Origin of the sequence: Novipirellula methanifontis, from assembly GCF_052161655.1 — a bacterium.
In the GTDB taxonomy this organism is placed as follows: domain Bacteria; phylum Planctomycetota; class Planctomycetia; order Pirellulales; family Pirellulaceae; genus Novipirellula.
Map to the genome: position 1 here is coordinate 6,296,219 of NZ_CP197418.1, position 15,981 is coordinate 6,312,199.

Consider the following 15,981-nt stretch of genomic DNA (forward strand, 5'->3'; position numbering starts at 1 on the left):
GAATCCGATTCGCTTAGCCAACCGATCACATTCTGAGTTTATCGACAACTCGAATCCATTGATCGATCCGCTGGGCAATGTGCTCGTCATCGTAGGAAAAATTTTGGTTTTCAAGCAATAACCAAGATGCCCAGTTTCCGAGGTTTATCCAGGCCGATACTTGAACCACATGTTTCGCAAGCACTTCTTGCTGTTCATTCAATGACGATTCTATCCGATAACCCGCCAATACCGAATGCCACGCACTGTGGACATCGGTACACTGACCCAGAAAGCTGGATATCCAACGCGCCAGATCGGTTGCGGCTGCGTCGACGCGAACGGCATCAAAATCAATAATTCCTGTGACCGAGCGAGTCGCCGCAGGGTCACCCTCGGGCGAATCTGCAAAAAATATGTGCTCAGCGTGAACATCACGCAACACGATTTGCGTCTCAACAGACTGCCCCGACAACGCCGCCAGCGCGACGACTAACGAGTTTGCAACGCGATTCCAGTCGGCTCGAAATCGCTCGATCGCCATTTGCAGCGAAAAACGCAGATGCGGATGTTCTATCCGCATCAAATCGCTCGCCATGATCGTGTCCATTTGAGTGATCAATTCCTGCAGCCGTTTTTGACGAGCCAAGAGGCACGGCGGCGGTTGCTGGTGAGTCCCCAGCGAACGAACTGAGCGGTGGAAAATGGCGATCGCAGACGCTCCGCGCGACATCACGTCGTGGCGTTCTCGCTCGGTTTCCGCATCCGCCATCGGCGCACTCGCAAACAGATCGGTACCGCCGACGGGCTCGCGCCACGGTTCTCCCGCAACCCACTGCGCCAATTCCCAGACATGGTGCCCGTCATCGATGGCGCTGCGATCGGTCGCCGCAGGCTTGATGGCAGAGCATCGCTTTAACTGAGGCACAAGGTCACAGCCATTGTTTTTTGCCGTGACCATCACGTGATGGATCTCGTTCACACGCGATAAAGGTGTTTGCAAGGGATAGCGTTTCAGTGCCCAGGCCTCACCATGGGTGGTCGTTAGGCGAAACACCGCCGCACCACTCAATCCCGACTCGATTGGTTCGATCGATTGGATGCTGGATCGCTGGAGCCAATTTTCGAGTACCGAGCGGGCGGCGTCGATCATGCGGCGGCCCAGCCCGCGTTGACACACTGCTGATGGATCAAACGCAGCGATTCACGCAGCGTGTCGTCCTGAGTGAACATCGAGATTTGACGGCGATTGGCATCCTGTTCAATATCGATCTTGATCCACACTGTTTCGCGTGGCATCACCGAACGAACGAGATCCGCCCACTCGACCAGAGTCCAGGCTTGGGGATCGTCAAAAAGTTCCTCGACCCCGAGTTCCAAAAATTCGTCGTCGTCGGTGACACGATAGGCGTCCAAATGATGCAGCGTGATCGAGCCGTGATGCGATTGCAGCAGCGTGAACGTGGGGCTCGTCACATCCGCCGGATCGACGCCCGTCGCCGCAGCCATCGATTGAACGATCCGCGTTTTGCCCGCCCCCAACGTCCCGACCAATCCAAATGTGATCCCTGGGGCTAGGCCGTCGACCATTCGCCGAGCCAGCGCGTCGACATGCTCAAGGTCGAGGTGACGCAAACTCAGCGCTAGTTGATTCGTATTTTCGAGGTCCAATGTCCAACGCTCCGATTCGTAGTGAAGCGAAGCATTTTAGAGCATTATCAGTTCGCCGCGAGCCCGCTGGTTCGCCTTCCTCGTGGCATGCCGTTTTGCTCCCACGGAAACACGACTGCTGTTTCCTCTAGGCGGCGTGACGCAATGTGGTCGGCGCGGCAAAGTGGGCCAGGGTCTTTTCTAGACACCCCAACGTCTTTAGCGTTTGTTTGAACACGGCTGCAGTTTGAGGATTCGACTCGAAGCCCAGATCCTCGAGAAGCTCGAGCATTTCGGCGAGCTCAAACTGAAGCACCAATTCTTCGGGCGTTTGGGGCGACCGGCTCACGGCAACACTCCGATGGGGAATCAAACGAAGGGGCGGACGCAGGATCACTTTCGAAGTGGCAATCCGCGTTGTCGATCGCGATGATCGACTCCCTCCAAAAGATTCGTTCGGAAAATTGCTCAAAATCCGATATCAAAATCGCCCCTGTCGGCAGCGTGTTCAATTCCCCCAGGCCACTGGTGCCGACTGGGTAAAATAGACCGCTGCTCGACGTTAGCATCGCCACTGGTTCGTGATGCGAAGTAGATAACTGGCGTAGTGGACGACGCTACGAGTCCTCAGGGTCTAAGAATGACACTGGGACTCGTAGCCTCGTCCACTACAGTCCGTCACTCGTTGATTCGACGATACTTAGGAAATGTCACGAATTAACTTCCCGATTTGTACGACAGACTTCCTGGTCCGTCGCTGAATTTCGACGGACAAGGATGTCCGTCATACGGAAGTTATTTCGGGACGGTTACTTAGTGGGCTTCTTTGTTCAGCGGTTCTTCGACCACAATCGCTGCTGGGAAGTCCGCAGCTTCGTCTCCTCCACGCTCTTCCCAGCGTTTGTTTTGCGAATTACCGCGAGGTTGATTCATCGGAATGTCCATTCCTCCGGCATCCCCCAGCATTTCGTATAGCCGGTTCTCCATCTCTTTGGCAACCGATTTGTATTCAGGGTTGGCGATCAGATTTTTTGTTTCGCCTGGATCGCTCGTCAAGTCATACAGCTCATCGACGTCCCACAAACCGTAGTAAGTGATGTACTTGAACCGATCACCGCGAAGGGCAAATTGGGTCGGTGACTGAGGAAAGTTCTTTTCCCAGTAGTAAACGTAGAGGAAATAGTCACGCCAATTCAGATCTGGATTATTGGGGAGCTCCAAAAAGCTCTTGCCATCCATGTAATCGGGCGTTTTCAAGCCGGCAGCGTTCAAAATCGTTGGCCCGATATCGATGTTGCCGATCACCGATTCGACCACGGTTCCGCCCTGATAAAGCTCTGGACACTGCATCATCATCGGCACTCGGATCGATGCTTCGTACGACACACGCTTGTCGATCAAGCCATGCTCGCCCCACATGAATCCGTTGTCGCCCATGTAGATGACCAACGTCGAATCGTGAACTCCCATCTTTTTGAGCTGATCGAGCACCCGGCCGACACTATCGTCCACGGCCAATAGCGATTCGCAATAGCGGCGGTATAGGTAATCGAGTCCATTGTTGCTGTGGTAAGAGAAATCGATGCCGTGCCAACTGTTTCGTTGATCGCGAACCCAGCGAGGTGCGTTGTTTTCAGCCGAGATCTCTTTGCCACGTGGCAGAAAGCTGAGGTCCGCATCGGCATAGCGGTCTGCGTGTCGCTCTGCTGGCGTGAAATTCGAATGCACCGCTTTGTGCGACAGATACAAGCAGAACGGCTTGTCCGAGTCTTTCTGTGAATCGAGCCAATCGATCGCGTAGTCGGTCAATTCGTCGGTGATGTAACCTTTTTGCTTGACCCGTTTGCCGTTGACGTTCAGCGTATATTTTGGACCCGGCGGCAAGTAGTTGCCTTGTCCACGAAAGCTGATCCAGTGGTCAAATCCAGGCCGCGGATCATCATGCTCGCCGCCCATGTGCCACTTGCCAATGAAGCCAGTGTGATAGCCTGCTTTTTGAAGGTACTGGGGGAAAAAAATCGTTCCCTCAGGCACGGCACGATTGTTGTCAATCACGCGGTGTTTGTGCGTGTACAGCCCCGTCAAGATTGAAGCTCGGCTGGGCGAACAAAGCGACGTGGTCACGAACGCATTCTTCAGATGTACGCCGTTCGATGCGAGCGAATCCAGGTGCGGCGTTTCCAGAAACGGATGTCCCATGAACCCCATCGCGTCGTAACGATGGTCGTCCGTCAAAATGAACACGACGTTTCGAGGTTCAGCGCCTTCGATCTCGGCAACCTCAGGCAGTTCACCCGAGGGCGATGCAGCCGCCGATTGGGGACTGGCCGATTGGGCACTGGTGCCGGCACAAGCAAAACAAACGAAGAGAGTTCCAGCAATCAAACGCCAATTCATGTAGTCGTCTCCAAAGCAGATCAGCAAGGTTTTTTGGGGGGGAAGCGGAACAGCGGTCGGCGGAGCAGGCCAAGCGGCCAATGCCGGTCCGAACGATGCTCCGCCGAGCGATCAATGATAACTCGGTCGCTCGATGCTGTGGGAATTTGGATTTGCAATCGGTCAGTCCGCTAGCATTCCGTGGCTGGTAAATTTTGCCGATTATAAGGATTTGTTGGATTGAAACGATTGGGCTGGCCGATTTGACAACTATCCACTCGGCAAGACGACGAAGGTCTAAATTCAATGAAACCGACATATCAGTTCTCACTCCTGACTCTCTCCATCGCTCTACTTTGGTTCACCGGATGTTGCGGTCCATCGTGCGGCGGCGGAGCCAACGGCCCCTTTATGCTGGGCGGCGGTGGCTGCGGCACACAAGGCTGTGGCGAATGCGAAGGCTGTGGCGAGCTCTACGTTGACCCTTGGGTCAACCATCCCGCAGACGCATGCGATCCCTGTGACAAGTGCGGCAACCACAATGGCCAATCATGCGGTAAATGCCGCTCGGTCTTCTCGGGTGTCGAAAGCCTGTGGGGCTACCGCTGTGGCGTCGACGCGGGCTGTGACGGCGGTTGCGATTCCGGTTGCGACTCGGGCTGTGAAGTCGGTTGCGGTTGCGAATCCTGTGCTTCGGAATCTTACCCGAGCGAATTTCACTCCGGCGGAGAATACATCTCCGGAGAATCGCACTACCCAGGCGAAACCATCGTCGAATCCGAAGAGCCTGCGTACCAACCCGAACGCACTCGAAAGATCTTCCGCTCCAAGCCTCAAGTTGCTCGCGGTGTACCCACTCCTGCGAAACGATAAGCAAACGAGAGACAAGCTTCGCTGAGTACACGATCGATCAATATAAAGAGCAGTGAACCCAAGCGGTTCGCTGCTTTTTTTTTGCAAGCCAGGATCGTGATCGCAATTTGGCAAATGGAAGTGAGATTCAGACCGAAGCTGCATTCACCGGAAAGTGGTCCGCCGCGAACGCAATGGTAGCCGCCGATTTGTCGGCCGCGTCTAAATCCCACTGCGGGACAATACGTCAAATCGAGTTGGAACGGAACTTTGGGCGGCTTGGGCACGACGCAGCTATTCGCTCGCCAATCAGAATGATGAATTAATAATCGAACCAAGTGCCAACGCCAAGTTGCTCTTCGCGTTTGTTAAAGAACTGAAACTGCGTCGTGTAACCGTTCAGGTATTGCAGCCCAAACCGAATGCGTCGTTGAGACTCGAGTCCCTGCCATTGCCACCCGGTTTGTATATTCATCGTCGGCGAAAAGTCGACGGCTTCGCGGATGTCGAGATTGATGGCACTAAAGGGGCCACCTTTCTGGTGATGCGAAGGCACGGGCACATATTCGGCACCGGTTTGGATCTGAACGGGTTTCGCTCCGCCCGAGGTTTTCACTGCGTAAGCAAACTCGCCATACAGCCGAAGCGGATCGGACGCCTGATAACTTAGTCCGACAATCAATGACTCCGTCACGTAGTTGACCCGTTCGAACAGCGGAAAGCGTTCCATGTATTCATCACCCGCGTGTGACGAGATATGGAAGTAACCCGCTTTAGTAGACCACGCTCCGTCGGAGTGAGTGATCAACGTCCCAAAACGAAAGTCCATCGAATCAACATCTTCGGAATTCAGGACATCCAGTCGCACCATCACGGCGCCTTCGAGATCCCATTGCCAGCCTTCGGGAGCGACTGGCCCTAATGAACCGTAACGCAACAGTCCGACGCGACCGCCGAGAGTCGCATCCCAATACACCCCTTTTTTCGTATCGCTGAAGATGACTGTCGAGATCCTCGACTCGTGAGGTCCCGCTAGATAGGATTTGTAAAGCAAGCCATCGGGCAGAATTGACAACTCATGCGGTGAATGGTTTGATCGCGCCGACACGGTTTTGGCAAAAACCCGCGAAGACTCTTCCGGCGACGGTATTCCTTGGTCAGAGCTTCCTGGATCCGAAGCGGATCGTGATGTCGTCCAGTCGGCATTGTGTTGATATGCTGCGTTGCGAAAGTATCGGTTGACAACACTTTCGCGTGCGCTGCCATCGTTTTCATTCGGCTCAAGCAGGTCGTCCCAAGGCAGTTCGATGGATGCCAACTCGCTTGTCGAGGATGGCGGACCGTCGGTAAAAGTGTCACCCGTCGCACGGGGTGCCATCCCGAGCAATATCAATGCGGCAATCCACGCCCGTTTCACGGAGAGATTGCGATTCGATTTGTCGTTATGAATGGGACGAATCAAGTGCCACCGGTAGCACGAAGGTCGCTGAAACGCTTGACAATGATAGCGTTAGAAAACTTGGGAAACTGACCTTGTAGGGGTAGCTAATGCGTTTCCGCTAACAATCTATCGGTCAGGCTTCGGCGGATCCAAGAGAACGGCTTGGCATTTGATCTGAAAATTCTGGCATTCCCAGCACTGTTGACGTCCTAGTTTACGCAATCAAATGCTTGCATTGGTGTCGGGGGTGACAAGACTAGTCTCAGCGAAATGAGTTGCATCGAGGGCGGTGGGCTAAATCACTTGGTTTTATGGCGATGGAAAGATTCTCGGTCGGTTCGTCTTGTTCGATCCGGAGTAGATCGATAGGCTGAAGTTTCGCGCCGCTGAAAAGGATGTTTCACGCGTCAATCGGCCAGGGAGGGACCATTCGTGCTTCGTCGACGATCTATTCGCACAAAACTGTTTGCTGCACTGGGGCTACTCTCAACGATTATGTTGGTCCTCGCATTCAGTAGCTTCTGGGGCCTAAATCGCTACCAAAAGCTAGCAAATGCGATCAGCCAACGTGCTTCGGAAATCCCCTATGCCAACGAAATCAATCGGTTGGCAGAGACCTTGCGTGACCGCAACAGTCGCGTAAAGGACTTGCGGATCAACGGAGGGATGATTGATGCCGCGCTACTTGAAAACCCGCTCGTCGAAATCGAGCTGGACCGCTACGAGCAAGTCTTGCTTGAAATCGATTTGCGTCTGCAGCTTTATGAAGATGTCCTGAACGCGATCGATGCGGAAACGAGTCTGCTTGTCGATGTCGTGCGACAACGGCAAAGTCTTGCCGAAATACGCAAATCAGTGGATGATCTGAACCGGTTTCATCGTCGTCCCAAGACGATCGAACTTTCAATGAAAACGGAGTTGCCTGAGCGGCTCGATTCTCTGGTCGACCTGACTCATGAGCACCTGTCGCTGATCCATGGTGGCATGGCGGCATTCAGCCAAGATGTTCGCGGCCAATTTCGCACATGGTTTGCTGTAACATGCGTGTGCACCTTTGTCTCGATGGGTATGGTTGCGTTGTTGGTTTGGGGGTTCCACTCGTTGGTGGTCAAGCCGTTTCGCACGCTGATCGTAGGATCGCGGTTGGTTGCCGGAGGGCAATTGAGTCACCGCATCGATCTGGGGACGGGCGATGAGCTTAGCGAGCTTGCTGCGGCCATGAATGAGATGACCGATCGCTTTCAGAAAGCCTACAAAAAAGTCAATTCGCTTTGCACTGATTTGGATCGACAGGTCCGCGATCGGACACGTGAAGTGATCCAGAACGAGCAGCTTGCCAGTGTCGGTTTCTTGGCTGCCGGAGTGGCACACGAGATCAATAACCCGCTGGCCACGATCGCTTGGAGCGCCGAGTCGCTCGAATCACGCTTGGAAGAAGCCGTTGCTCTGAGTGGCGATGTCAACAATTTCGATGACGAATTTCTAGCGGTGATGAGAACCAATTTGCGACGCATCGAAGACGAAGCGTTTCGCTGCAAAGGAATTACGGAGCGGCTACTCGATTTCAGTCGCTTGAGTGAAGTTCGCCGGGCTTCGACGAATCTGAAAGAGCTTGTTGAAGAAGTGCTTTCGATGGTTAGCAAGGTCGGCAAGTATCGCTGTAAGACGTTACGAAGTCACATCGCTGAGACGGCATACGCACATGTCAATCCACAAGAGATTCGGCAAGTGGTTCTTAATTTGGTGACCAATGCACTCGAGAGTGTGGACACCGATGGTGCGGTTGACATTCACGTTCGAAGTGACGGCACCACGACGACCGTGGTTGTCCAGGATGACGGTTGTGGAATGAGCAAAGATGTGCTCGAGCATTTGTTCGAACCCTTTTTCACGCGGCGTCGTGATGGCACGGGAACTGGTCTCGGCTTGAGCATTACTTACCGCATTGTGTCCCAGCACGGCGGATCTCTCACCGCCTACAGCGATGGCGAAGGACGAGGATCTCGAATGGAAGTCTCCTTGCCCGCCCGCGAAGAATACGAAGATAACCCAACAAAAAGTCGTGATACGATTGGATGGAATCATGAGTCAGTCAAAGCAGTCAAAGCAGCCTAAACGCAATACTATGCACATCCTGTTTGCAGACGATGAAAAGAATCTGCAAGAATTGATGCGTAGCGAGTTGCCTCGCATGGGATATACCGTGACGGTTTGTCCCGATGGCTTGACCGCCGTAGCGGCACTCGAAAAAGAACCGTTCGATTGCCTGCTCGTCGACCTGGATATGCCAGGAATGAACGGGATCGACGTGATCGGCAAAGCGCGTGAATTGCGACCTGAAATCGAAGCGGTTGTGATGACCGGTAAGCCAAGCCAAGAAACGGCGATCGCAGCGCTGCGCCATCAAGCATTCGATTATCTGACCAAACCTTGCCGTTTAGCCGATATTGCGGGACTGCTTGGTCGAGTTGCCGAGCGGCGACATACCAAGCGCCAACTCGCCGCGCTTCAGCATCGGCTCAAACGAGCCGAAGGCGACAGCAAGATGGTAGGCGAGGGATCTGCAATGGACTCCGTCCGAAACCTAATTGCAAAAGTTGCCCCCACCGAAAGCAGCGTCCTGATCCGAGGCGAAACTGGATGCGGAAAAGAATTGGTGGCTCGTGCGATTCATGAATCAAGCTTGCGTGCCGAGCAACCTATGGTCGCGATCAACTGTGGCGCGCTTCCTGAAAATTTGATCGAAAGTGAACTGTTCGGTCATTGCAAAGGTGCGTTCACAGGCGCTGATGCGGCCCGCACAGGACTTTTCGAGGTCGCCGACGGAGGCACGATCTTCTTAGACGAAGTTGGCGAATTGCCACTGGCGATGCAAGCCAAGTTGTTGCGAGTCCTTGAAACCGGAGACATTCGTCGGCTCGGAGACAATCAAACGGTAAACGTGAACGTCCGCGTCGTCTGTGCAACGCACCGTGACCTTGAACAAATGGTCGAGGAAGGGACGTTCCGCGAGGATTTGATGTTCCGCATCAATACCTTTGAAATCCAGGTTCCATCGCTACGTGAGCGAACCGAAGACATCATCCCCTTGGCGACTCATCTACTTCGCCGACATCGCACCGATGGCGGTAACGAACAGCTGTTTACGCCTGAGGCTGTCCTGGAGCTGAAATCGCATCAATGGCCCGGCAACGTGCGTGAGCTTGCAAATGTGGTCGAGCATGCCGCAATCCTGTGCGATTCGTTGCCGATCGGGACCGATCATCTGCCGCGTCACTTTGGTCGTCGACAATTAAGAAAGGAATTGCGAGATTCCGAACCGATGACGTTGCGAGATATGGAAATGCTCGCGATCGAACGCTCGCTGGCCAGGCACGATGGCAATAAGCCCGCGGTGGCCGAAGAGCTCGGTGTCAGTCTGAAGACGCTGTACAACAAGATCAATTCAGCCGAAGAGAAAAAGATGGTCGGCTAAACGAGTTGACTCGCTTCGCAGGCTCAGAGGTCTTTACGAACCAAGCCCACAGCGACACCGACTACCGTAGCGGTTTTCACGAACCGCGGCGGAGCCGACCCGTTGCCAGGCTGCAACCGAATGCGATCTGCTTCGGGGTGCCAATACGCCAACGTCGAATCGCCGTCGGGAGTCTCTGCGACAACCAACTGCCCTGGGAACGCATGTTCTTGTCGCTGCACGATGACGAAGTCGCCATCGACGATCTTTGCGTCAACCAGCGAATCTCCCGAGACCTGCAGGACGAACCGGTTCTCTCCAAATAGCATCTCGCTAAAGTCGACTCGCGAGTTTTGCTCAAATGGCAATGCCGTGGGGGATCCATCCACTACCCCACCCATCGTCAAGCTGTTGGGATTTCGATCGGCCGCCTGAGTCAATTCGATCGCACGCGACTTGTTTGGGCTGCGAACGATGAGGCCCTTTCGTTCGAGCGCTCGAAGATGGCACATCACTCCATTGGGGCTCTTGATGCCAAAATGTTCACCAATCTCGCGGACCGTTGGTCCATACCCTCGCTTGACGATCAGCGAGCGGATCATGTTGTAAACGTTTTGTTGGCGGTCTGTGAGTTGAGCCGACATCGAGGAGCCTTTTCATGCGCAGTAAATCAATTCGTCGCTAGCATAACCTGAGAATGCCATCGATTGTACCACGCACTAAACGCGTGTCCACAATAAAGTGGTGTAGCTAACCTGCCCCCGTGTGTGCGGTGTGCCGGCGGAATCCCCCTGCCTGTTAAGGGGCGATTAATCCACTTAAGATGCAGGCAATCGTCGCTAGTCCTGCGGGGATGCACCAAGCAGCAAACCAGTGCAAACGGTCCAATCGGCTCCATCCAATCAGCCATTTCAGGGCGGCGATCCCAACAACAAACGAAACGGCCGCTCCGATAGCCAACAATGCCGGCGAAAACGCCACATCGCCGCTTTCGGCGGACACAGGTGTCTCAATTTGGCGGGACTCGAGGAAATCCTTCAGTTCCAGCACCACGGCGCCGCATATCGCGGGTATCGCCAGCAGAAACGAGAATGTGACGGAATCCTCGTTCTTCATCCCCAGTAACCGGGCGCCGAGAATCGTCGATCCACTGCGGCTGATCCCCGGCAGGATCGCAAACGCTTGAAAACACCCTACGCCAAACGCGTTTAGCAGACTCATCTCACGATACTCGCCCTCGCGTGGCCGCAAACGCCCGAGCAAGATCAGGAAAGCGCCCGTTACGATCAACATACAACCGGCCAAAAGGGGCGATCGCATCAGCCATTCAAAGTTTTTCTTGATCGTCAAACCCACGATGGCCGCCGGGATCGTACCGACCACCAACATTGCGATTACACGGCGATCGCTGAACAAAAGATCCAGGATCCGTCGCCAATAAATCACCAGAATTGAACCGAGTGTGCCCGCGTGAAGGATGATCTCGAGCGTCGGTGACTCGCTCAATTTGCCCGTCAACGCTCCCAGCACCACCAAATGACCCGAGGAACTGATGGGCAGGAACTCGGCAATCCCTTGAACAACGGCGAGGAAAAGAATCTGTAACACGGCTAGGTTGGTCCTTGGCGAATGGCAGGGCGAAGCGGACTCAGAATGAGCCATGCGGGTTTTAAAGGGCGGCCCCGAGTTGTGGAAGGGCAACCTCCGGTGTTAGAAAGTCGGATTATAGTTGTCGCTGCGTTCAACGCGACTCGATTCATTTACAGGAAATTTCCGATGCATCAAACCGAAGACTCTGTTGCGACCCATGCTGCCGCTGAACAGGCAGTGTCTGGTTCCGTCGAGGCACCGATGGATCTCGCAACAAGTCCGACTGTTTTGGGCGACGTGGTAAATGTCGTTCGTGGATTCTGCATGGGAGCCGCCGATACCGTGCCCGGTGTTAGCGGAGGAACGGTTGCCTTGATCCTGGGGCATTACCAGCGACTGGTGACATGCATCTCGCGGTTTGACGCTCACTTTGTCTCGCTAACTCTGCATTCCAAGTTTCGCGAAGCGGGACGCTACATCGACGTTCGTTTTTTGGCCGCACTGGGCGCAGGAATCGCCACTGGAATCGTCTCGCTGGCGGGCGTGATGCACTGGTTGCTGGACCACAAACAACCCGAGACGTTCGCGGTCTTCTTTGGCTTGATTGTCGCCAGTATTTGGATCGTGAAGAGCTACGTCAAAAAATGGGGCACGCCACAAGCGGCCGCGTGTGGTGCGGGCATTCTGGCTGCGGTCGCCATCACATTGATGCCAATGGGCGAGGGCAACATGAGTCTGCCGTTTTTGTTTCTGAGCGCATCGGTGGCCATCTGTGCCATGATCCTGCCTGGGATTAGCGGCGCGTTCGTGCTGTTGCTATTTGGGGTCTATCACCCCGTGACCGGTTTGATCAAAGACGCCGCGCGAGGAAACGTGACACTCGAGTCACTCATTCAGATTGCAGTGTTTGCCAGCGGATGTGCGTTTGGGCTGCTGGCGTTTTCGCGACTGCTGCGTTGGATGTTAGAGCATCACCGCAGCATCACGATGGCGGGCTTGATTGGATTGATGATCGGCAGCGTTGGCAAACTCTGGCCGCTACAGCAAGCGACGCCCGAGACGGCCGGCTTAGAAACTAAATTTCGTCAAATGGAATTTGTTTCGGCGAGTCAGTGGCCCGGCAGTATTGCGATGCTGATTAGCTTGGCCGTCGGCGCAGCCGTCCTTGTGATCGTGATCGAAAGTATCGCAAACAAGATCGACGGTAACGAACCGACTTAAGCAGGTCATGTGTCGACGTCGTTCGAGCGATTGGCTCAACTTGCCTTTCGCATCTTTCTTAAACACGAATCACTTTCGATTTGCAATGTAGAACAATTGAGAAAACTGTTCTGCCATAAGTGACGAACGTCGCCTAAGCAGGTGGGCAGGAATCATTGGGTGAAATCCCGTTAGCCGTTTGGGCGCTAGCCCCGGTTCAGCGCCGGAACCGTGGCTAGCGTCAAAACGGCCAGCATACTGAAAGACTCCTGCCTCACTGCTTAAATAGTGCGAAAGTCGAACTAGGTGATCCCCTGGAAAACGCCCCGCCGGGAAAATTCCGGTGTTCGTCTTCGGAAATCTGAATCCAACGGCTCCCCGATGATTCCCGCGAGCTTGCCCGCTGAATTCCATATTTGATGCGACAGAGCGAGTTGACTTGCGATAAGTTAACACTTGCTGGAGCATGTAACGCGGCGTGTGGAAAACATGAGGAGCAAGGGGTGCACCACGGACCAGAGTTTACCGTTGTTTTGATTTTTGGTCTCGCGCTCGCCATCGGCGCTGCAATGCGATTGGTCTTGAGCCGCGTGCGATTTCCCTACACGATCGCGATGCTGCTGATTGGGCTCGCAGCAGGTTTCGCCATCCAAGCCACCATCGGTAATTACCCGGCGGCAAATGGGCCAAGTCACGTTGCGGAGCATGTCGCTGGCGGCGCTCACGAAAATTCGGCAACGCACACCGAAGACGCCGAGCAGCGGGGTTTGCTCTTCGATTTGCTTTTGCTGATCGGTGCTGCGGGCCAAATCTCACCCGACCTGATCATCTTTGTGTTCGTCCCGGCGTTGGTCTTTGAATCGGCGTTCAACCTCGAAGTGCATCGATTTCGCAAGAACGCGGGTGCCGTCCTGGTCCTTGCCGTCCCCGCATTGTTGTTAGCGACCGTTGCCACGGCCGGTCTGATGGTGGTGCTCACCGGTTCGACTTGGGGATGGGCATGGTTGCCCGCACTGGTGTTTGGGGCGCTGATCAGTGCAACCGATCCAGTAGCTGTAGTTGCGATCCTCAGCGAGCTGGGGGTCTCGAAGCGACTCGGGGTGTTGATCGAGGGAGAGAGTCTGCTTAACGATGCCTCCGCGATCGTGGTGTTTTCGATCCTGTTGACGTTGCTGACCGGGGCAACCGAATCGATCGGCGTCGGCTCTGCCCTATTCGAGTTCATACGCGTTTCGTTCGGCGGATTGCTTGTTGGCGTCGCGCTTTCTTGGGCGATCTCGTCTTGGATCGGGCGTGTGTTCAACGATCCTCTTACCGAAATCACCCTCACGCTTGTGCTCGCCTACGGCTGCATGGTCATTGGCGAAGGATTCTTTCACGTTTCAGGCGTTACAGCGGTGGTGGTCGCAGGTTTGTGGATGAGTGGTTGGGGCCGCACCCAAATCAGTCCCGAGGTTGCACATTTCCTGCATCGTTTTTGGCAAATGCTCGGCTACATTGCCAACACCTTGATTTTCTTTTTAGTCGGACTCGCCATGGCTCCGGCGATCAAAACTGCTGAGATCAGTGACTTAGTCCTGATCGTACTTGCCTGGGTTGGCATCATGGCGATCCGTTTCGTGTTGGTGTTTGCGACCCAGCCCATTAACACACGACTTTCCGAAGGCATCACGACATCCGACAGCACGCTTATCGCGTGGGGCGGCCTGCGTGGCGCGGTCTCACTCGCACTTGCCCTGGCGGTCTCGCAGAACGAAGCCGTCGCCCCCTTGCTGCGGGACCAGATCTTGCTGGTTTCCGTCGGCGTTGTGCTGTTGACCATCTTGATCAATGGGACAACCATCGGCTGGTTCCTGGCCCGCTTGGGATTCGCCGAGGTTCCTCCGACGGAACAGTTGGCTCGTCTAACGGCGCGGTCACGAGCGATTGCCAAAGTTGGCGAGTCTTTGGAGGAGTTATCTGCGTCGCGTGATCTTCGCACGGTGCGTTGGCGTGACGTAGAAAGCCGACTCGTCGATCGACGCGCTGCACTCGCGTCCGAAATCGAAAATCTTGAACAGCGTCTAGCCTTGTTGCCCGAATCCGAACGCGCGGTCAGCTATTGGCGGCAAGTACTGACGATTGAGCGGCGTACGTATTGGGAGGCTTTCGAGCTAGGCACGCTGAGCGCACGTGCGGTGCGAATCCTGGCCCACGAAATCGATGCCCATCTCGATCGCCTGGATCGCGGCGATCTGAAACCACCCACGGCGCGTACGCCCGAGATCCACTCGAGTCGCGTCACCCAAGGGTTGAGTTTTCTGCGCAGCAGTCGATTTGGCTTCGCCCAAGTCGAACTCGTCTTTGAGCTCTCTCGCGCCGAGACGCTGGGTGCCGAACGGGTTCTCGCTAGCCTTGCCGCGTTCGCGGGCGCTCCGCCAGCGGTCATGAAGGCAATTCGAGAGACTTATATGGGCTACCTGCGTGGTTCAAAGGAACGCATCGAAGATTTTCGCAACAACACGCCTGAAATGGCATCCGCATGCGAGTCACGCCTAGCTCGACGTATCGAACTGAATATCGAACGTGAAGCGTTCGAGCATCTTGGGCACGACGGCGTCCTTGACGAATCAGCCGTGGAATCCGAGATCGAGGACGTCGAGTCGCGGATGCACCGACTGATGCGAAGCCCAACGATTATCAGCTTGCCAAGTATTGCCGAACTTGTGGCATCGACGCCTCTTTTTCGTTCGCTTGAGCCCTCCGCACTGGATGCCCTTTCCCGGCTTGCCGAAGAACAGGTATTCCCAGCGGGCACGTGGCTGTGGCGTGAAGGTGACCGTGGCGATAGCTTGATCGTGATCGCGCGAGGCGCCGTGCATGTGTTCAAACACATCGAGGGAGAAGACGCATTTCTCGACGTCCTCGGTGGCGGCGACGTTGTTGGTGAGATCGCGTTGTTGACCGGCGAACCTCGTTCGGCGTCGATCCGTGCCTCGACCGCGGTTACCGTCGGGGTTGTGGGGCGTGATGCGTTTCACCAGTTGATGAAGTTGTATCCGTCACTTCACGAAGAGCTCTGGCGTGCGCTCACTCGACGGCGGTTTTGTGACTGTTCTCGGCAACTCCCCGAGTTGTCGCATTTGAACCAGCGTGACCGACTTCGATGGGTTGATACCGGCCGTCGCATCGATCTCGACGCTGGGCAAAGCGTAAGTGTCGCAGAGGAGGACGCTTGGGCATTCGTACTCATCGGAGCGATCGAGAGTTCCGGCGCCCGTTACGGCGGCGGATCCTTATTCCAAACCGAGTCTGGAGCCACGTTGAAAGCACTCGAAACGACGCGACTCGTGCTACTTCCCCACGGCCACAGCGAATTCATCTAGCTCCGGATGCCCCTCCCGTTTTTCGACACTTCTCGGTCATCTTCACCAAAAAACGCTCGTTCCCAGGCAGGATC

General features: G+C 55.0%; 12 protein-coding genes. 5 read left to right on the plus strand and 7 right to left on the minus strand.

The genetic code is table 11. From position 1 onward, the window contains the following. Window positions 1-25: 25 nt before the first annotated feature. From SH528x_RS22670 to SH528x_RS22685, 4 genes are all read right to left on the minus strand, one after another. A complete protein-coding gene (locus tag SH528x_RS22670; RefSeq protein ID WP_442505731.1) occupies window positions 26-1,132 on the minus strand; it encodes a phosphotransferase in 1,107 nt (368 codons plus the stop codon). Further along, window positions 1,129-1,650, minus strand: coding sequence for a tRNA (adenosine(37)-N6)-threonylcarbamoyltransferase complex ATPase subunit type 1 TsaE (tsaE, locus tag SH528x_RS22675; RefSeq protein ID WP_442505732.1), 522 nt, complete (start codon window positions 1,648-1,650; stop codon window positions 1,129-1,131). The genes SH528x_RS22670 and tsaE overlap by 4 nt, the downstream gene beginning before the upstream one ends. 127 nt (window positions 1,651-1,777) lie before the next feature. Then, complete coding sequence (locus tag SH528x_RS22680; RefSeq protein WP_442505733.1) at window positions 1,778-1,978, minus strand: hypothetical protein; 201 nt, start codon at window positions 1,976-1,978, stop codon at window positions 1,778-1,780. Between the two features lie 464 nt (window positions 1,979-2,442). After that, entirely contained in the window at window positions 2,443-4,026 is a 1,584-nt protein-coding gene (locus SH528x_RS22685) for a sulfatase family protein (protein WP_442505734.1), read from the minus strand. A gap of 285 nt (window positions 4,027-4,311) precedes the next feature. Here SH528x_RS22685 and SH528x_RS22690 point away from each other — a divergent pair, with 285 nt between their 5' ends. Then, complete coding sequence (locus SH528x_RS22690) at window positions 4,312-4,878, plus strand: hypothetical protein (RefSeq protein ID WP_442505735.1); 567 nt, start codon at window positions 4,312-4,314, stop codon at window positions 4,876-4,878. Between the two features lie 301 nt (window positions 4,879-5,179). Here the strand turns inward: SH528x_RS22690 and SH528x_RS22695 are convergent, their stop codons facing one another. Then, the gene (locus SH528x_RS22695; RefSeq protein WP_442505736.1) at window positions 5,180-6,319 is read right to left on the minus strand and encodes a DUF1207 domain-containing protein; all 1,140 of its coding nucleotides are present in this window, start codon (window positions 6,317-6,319) and stop codon (window positions 5,180-5,182) included. Between the two features lie 411 nt (window positions 6,320-6,730). Here SH528x_RS22695 and SH528x_RS22700 point away from each other — a divergent pair, with 411 nt between their 5' ends. Both SH528x_RS22700 and SH528x_RS22705 read left to right on the plus strand, forming a co-directional pair. Beyond that, complete coding sequence (locus tag SH528x_RS22700) at window positions 6,731-8,413, plus strand: ATP-binding protein (RefSeq protein WP_442505737.1); 1,683 nt, start codon at window positions 6,731-6,733, stop codon at window positions 8,411-8,413. Window positions 8,414-8,423: 10 nt separating this feature from the next. After that, the gene (locus tag SH528x_RS22705) at window positions 8,424-9,773 is read left to right on the plus strand and encodes a sigma-54-dependent transcriptional regulator (protein WP_442512161.1); all 1,350 of its coding nucleotides are present in this window, start codon (window positions 8,424-8,426) and stop codon (window positions 9,771-9,773) included. 23 nt (window positions 9,774-9,796) lie between these two features. Here SH528x_RS22705 and lexA read toward each other — a convergent pair whose 3' ends face one another. Next, window positions 9,797-10,396: a transcriptional repressor LexA gene (lexA, locus tag SH528x_RS22710; protein ID WP_442505738.1), complete on the minus strand. Its 600-nt coding sequence runs from the start codon at window positions 10,394-10,396 to the stop codon at window positions 9,797-9,799. A 154-nt stretch (window positions 10,397-10,550) separates the two neighbouring features. Next, entirely contained in the window at window positions 10,551-11,360 is an 810-nt protein-coding gene (locus SH528x_RS22715; RefSeq protein ID WP_442505739.1) for an undecaprenyl-diphosphate phosphatase, read from the minus strand. 168 nt (window positions 11,361-11,528) lie between these two features. Here SH528x_RS22715 and SH528x_RS22720 point away from each other — a divergent pair, with 168 nt between their 5' ends. After that, on the plus strand, window positions 11,529-12,563 hold the full coding sequence (locus SH528x_RS22720) for a DUF368 domain-containing protein (RefSeq protein WP_442505740.1): 1,035 nt from the start codon (window positions 11,529-11,531) through the stop codon (window positions 12,561-12,563). Between the two features lie 482 nt (window positions 12,564-13,045). Continuing rightward, complete coding sequence (locus SH528x_RS22725; RefSeq protein ID WP_442505741.1) at window positions 13,046-15,907, plus strand: cation:proton antiporter domain-containing protein; 2,862 nt, start codon at window positions 13,046-13,048, stop codon at window positions 15,905-15,907. The last annotated feature ends 74 nt before the right edge of the window (window positions 15,908-15,981 follow it).